This is a genomic window from Mycobacterium sp., assembly GCF_052144515.1.
GTDB lineage: Bacteria > Actinomycetota > Actinomycetes > Mycobacteriales > Mycobacteriaceae > Mycobacterium.
In genome coordinates this window covers 1-3,970 of record NZ_JBKQQD010000259.1, presented here as the reverse complement: position 1 = coordinate 3,970, position 3,970 = coordinate 1, and the positions used below count along the sequence as shown (strand labels likewise).

Here is a 3,970-nt window from a genome sequence, read left to right as displayed (position 1 = left end):
AGATGACCCTGCCAGCCAGTGCGCGCTCGGGCTCTTCCCTTCGCTTCAGCAGCTTGAGCAGGTTATCGAACCGGTGGATGTTGCCCTGATGGGGCGTGCCGCTCAGGAAGACGACCCGGCCGGTCGGCGCCTGCTTTTCGATCAGCTTCCGGACCAGGTCGAACTTCCGGGTCGGGTCGCCGCCGCCAGGAGCCCAATCGGAGAGGTGATGGCATTCATCGACGATCAACAAGTCCCAGGGGGGCGCATCGACGAGCCTCCGGAAGTGATTCGGATGCACGGCCCGGTGAATGCTGGCGATCAGCTTCGAGTCGCCTTCGATCCGCCCGTCCGATTCCGCCGAGGCGGACCATTGCCGGAAGTCGAGGCCAAGCCGCTCGAACTCCCAGCGCACATTGTTCACCAGCCGGGCGGGGGCCAGGTACAGGATGTGAAGGCCCGCGTTCTGCTCGAGCAACTCTTTGACCAGAAGGCCGACCTCGACCGTCTTGCCCAGCCCGACCTCATCGGCGATCAGGACCCTGTGCAGGTGCGGTTGTTCCAGGATATGGCGCACCAAGCTCACCTGGTGGGCGAGCGTGCTGACCTCCCGGGCATCGAGCCGGCGCTGGGGATCCTCGCTGACCAGGAAGTACGTCCAGAACCGTGCCAGCGCGGCGCGCGATCGGCTCATCCAGGTTTCCGGCACGCTCACGCGAAGCAGTTCGGCGGGACTCGGCAGCCTTTGAACGTGCCGTGAATCAACGGCGGGTTCGACCACGGGAGGAGGCTGGTCAACGTCAGCCCAGAACCGGCGCGGCGGATTGCAGAGGTCATAGGAGATCAGGCCCCAGTCATCGACCTGGCGAAGAATCGTCGAGGGATGCGGAACACTTTGCCGAGACACCCCGGGGCTGAACCGGCTCATCAGGCCACCTCCGCGATGTCGCCCTGTGATGGCGAAGCGTCCGTGATCGATGGCTCGATCGCCAGCAAGCGATCCTTCAACGGATAGTTAGAAAGCACCGAGTCCACTTCGCCAAGCACCTTTTGTCGGCGCTGGGCATCGCTATTTCGTATGTACCGCTCATGGGCCTCGATGATGGCGTCTCGGGCCGCGTCGAGCGGGTCGGGATGCTGTTTGAAGACATCGAGTATCTGACCCTCCACCTCTCGGAAGCAGTGGATCAGGATCTCCTCGGCCGGGCCTCGAGCCACCCTTGTGACCTGGTCTGCCAGCTCTCGGAATAGCTTGAGCATGCGGTTTAGGACGCCAACGCCCTGGTGCTGATTATCCTCGACGAATTTCTCGCATCGAGTCCGGATGGGTTTCTCGATGTTCTCCACGAGCCTCTCGCTGACCATTTGGCGGAGCTCCTTGACCATCTCCTTGCCGACCGACTCGAGCGTCTTCACGTCAGCCTTGATGGCGTCGCGCTGGGCCTCGACCAGACGCGGCTGGACCCTCGCTCCCTGGTTCTTGGCTCAAGCGACCACCTCGTCGACGAGCTGAACGCAATCCTCGGCGTACGATTTGGTTCGACGACGGATTTCCTTGAGGATCTGGCCTCCCCAGACCTGCGCCACAGGGACCTCGAACCGGAGGGCGAAATCCCGCGGAAGATCAATCTTACGACCGGTGCTGCTGAGGAACACCCCTCCCCTTCGAACTGCGGCCTGGAGCGTCCGCCAGTTGCAGATCCTCAACTCCGCGAGATAGGCAGAAATCTCCTCGCGAGCCGTCGCACTCGCCTCCACCACATTGCTGCGAATGATCTGGGGGAGAGTCTCCCGAAGAAATTCACGAAACGAACCCTGCCGAAGCTTGAACTCCTGCCGCAGGGGCTCGAGGAATTCAAGGAACTCGCTTCGCAGCCGCTCTGCCTCCTGGCCGGCTCGCACATCCTCTTGCCACTGGGCTTCGATCAACTTCAGGGTCTTGATCAGGCGATCCGACAGGTTCCGCAGAGGCTCCTCGATCCGCTGGATCTCCGTCTCGCGGTGTCTCTCGGCGAGCCGGCGAAGGCTGTCCAGCAACGCCGGGATGTTGCTGTCGGATGGATTTGTCAGGAAAGGCCGATCCTCGGGGTCATCGAGCAGGATGCGCGAGTACTGGAGGGCGGAGACGGGATGAATTTCCAGGCTGTTGACGAGGTTGTCAACCACCTGTTTCTGTCCCGACTGCATCCCGGCGGAGGCCCAGGCCTTCTCGATCTGGTGGCGGATTTGTGGGATCAAGAGATCCCGGCTGTCTTCTGAGGTTTTCAGAAAATAATCCCGCTTTGGCCCATTCACGCCCGCAGCCCGCTCTTGTCTCCATCGTGTTTCAGCGATTTCATCCACCCGAACCACTGCAACGATCAGCACCGGATCTTCGGTCGGGTTATCAATTGAATAGAGCAGCTTGTTGAGAAAACCGCTGTGGTGCAGGAGCTGGGCCTCTACCTCATGGACGCCCCGATGATTGACCACGAGAGTCACCGCCCTGGCCTTCTCCCGGATCCACCGGCCGGTGATCTCGTTGAAGATGTCACTCGCGACCCCGATTCCGGGAAGATCCACAAGGACCACTCCCTGGGGCAAGGTCCCCGGACTCACAGGTCACGCTCATCTCGCGGATGAGGGGAGCGAGGAAACCCGAGGCATGGTCGTGAAGCGATTGGCGGAACTCTCTCTCGGAGACCGATCCCTCCAGGTGGAATTTCTTGGAAGCGAGTGCGCTGATAATCCGTTGGATCCGCTCCCGATCGTCCGGGTCAGGGACGGTCGCGTGGACCGGCTCCTTCCTCAGGGCAAGGCGAAGACAGTCGATCAGGTAGCCTGGCCTCGCGTCGCGGTTCTGATTCCCCTTGACCAGGAGCTGGGCCTGTTTCCGGTAGGCCGTGACCCGCTCTTGATCGAAGGACTCGCCGCTGACGGCAATCTCCTGGAGTTCTTTCCGGTCCTCGGCTTCGATCGCCTCGATCTCGTCCATCGTCGGTTGTACAACCCTCAGCGTTTGCTCGAGATCGTCCTTGTAACTCCATTCCAGTGCCATGGTCAGCTTCCAGAGCTCACCGGGACCGTGGTACTTCACTTCAAAATGCGGTGGTGTGCCCGCACGCACACTCAGTGCCTGCGCCGTGAGCGGACCGATACCCCCGGAGGGCAAGATGCTCTGACGGCCGTCCACCAAGGCGTTGATCAGCGTGCTCTTGCCGACTCCAGCGGCCCCGAGAAAACAGACAACCAGTTCGTCGTTGTACTTCTCCCTCGCCTCGCGCAGTCGCTTCAAATCGGCGTCGAAATCTTCGAGGCGCCGGGCCTTGGAATCAATCTTCACCAGCGAGGCGAGGAAGGGACGGACTCGTGATTCGTACCAAGTTTCAACGGACTCGACATCCTCGATGATCAGAGGCTGTTTCATGATACGGCTCGGAAAAGTTCACCAAACGCCGAGAAGCCAATGCATGGAAGGTCAAAGCCATACAACCAATACTATAATAGGTCAGATGAAGGTTCTCTAGAACACGGTGCCGTGGGTGAGTCGAAATCAGCAAACCTTCAACGCTCCTCAACTCGCTGCTCGGGGGGGTATTCTCGATCTGGGAGAGAGGCACACACATCCGCTGCCCAGAGCTCATCAGAGGGACTTCTCGGTCATCGAGCACAGGCAAGTCGTTCTGTTCATCAGCGGCGACCAGAATCCAGAGACCGGGACAGGCTCCCTTCAAGCGGAAGAGGCCACCCACTTTCTGGCACCCGGGAAACGTGGGTGGTCCCTTTCGCCCCCCGTTACGGACGCATCTGAGACGCGTAACGGGAGCGGTTTCCGTGCTGCCTGCAAGGTCAGGGGAAGCACAGCAAAGAGCGCCCGTCGGCTGGCCGGTTGGGCTGGTCTCCGCACATTCCAGGGAGTAGGATGCCCCGATGATCTGGGTCGACTGGGGTGTCCTTCAGCGGTGACTTCCATGCTTCGAAACACTTTCGTTCATCTACCCGGCGTGGGTCC

At 60.8% G+C, this 3,970-nt stretch carries 4 protein-coding genes; all 4 read right to left on the bottom strand.

Features of this window, described 5'->3' with window-relative positions; translation table 11 throughout:
- Nucleotides 1-694 (bottom strand): DEAD/DEAH box helicase family protein (locus ACLP9N_RS17315; RefSeq protein WP_442408572.1); only part of this gene is annotated, 694 nt, incomplete at its 3' end.
- A 212-nt stretch (nt 695-906) separates the two neighbouring features.
- Nucleotides 907-1,395 (bottom strand): hypothetical protein, encoded by a 489-nt coding sequence (locus ACLP9N_RS17310; protein WP_442408571.1) that lies wholly within the window; start codon nt 1,393-1,395, stop codon nt 907-909.
- A 69-nt stretch (nt 1,396-1,464) separates the two neighbouring features.
- On the bottom strand, nt 1,465-2,541 hold the full coding sequence (locus tag ACLP9N_RS17305; protein WP_442408570.1) for a hypothetical protein: 1,077 nt from the start codon (nt 2,539-2,541) through the stop codon (nt 1,465-1,467).
- Nucleotides 2,510-3,385, bottom strand: a complete 876-nt coding sequence (locus ACLP9N_RS17300; protein ID WP_442408569.1) for a hypothetical protein — start codon at nt 3,383-3,385, stop codon at nt 2,510-2,512. The genes ACLP9N_RS17305 and ACLP9N_RS17300 overlap by 32 nt, the downstream gene beginning before the upstream one ends.
- Nucleotides 3,386-3,970 lie beyond the last annotated feature (585 nt).

Bases quoted from the DNA above. Each gene is read 5' to 3' on its own strand.
- ACLP9N_RS17300 (WP_442408569.1), bottom strand. From the start codon at position 3,385: ATGAAACAGCCTCTGATCATCGAGGATGTCGAGTCCGTTGAAACTTGG.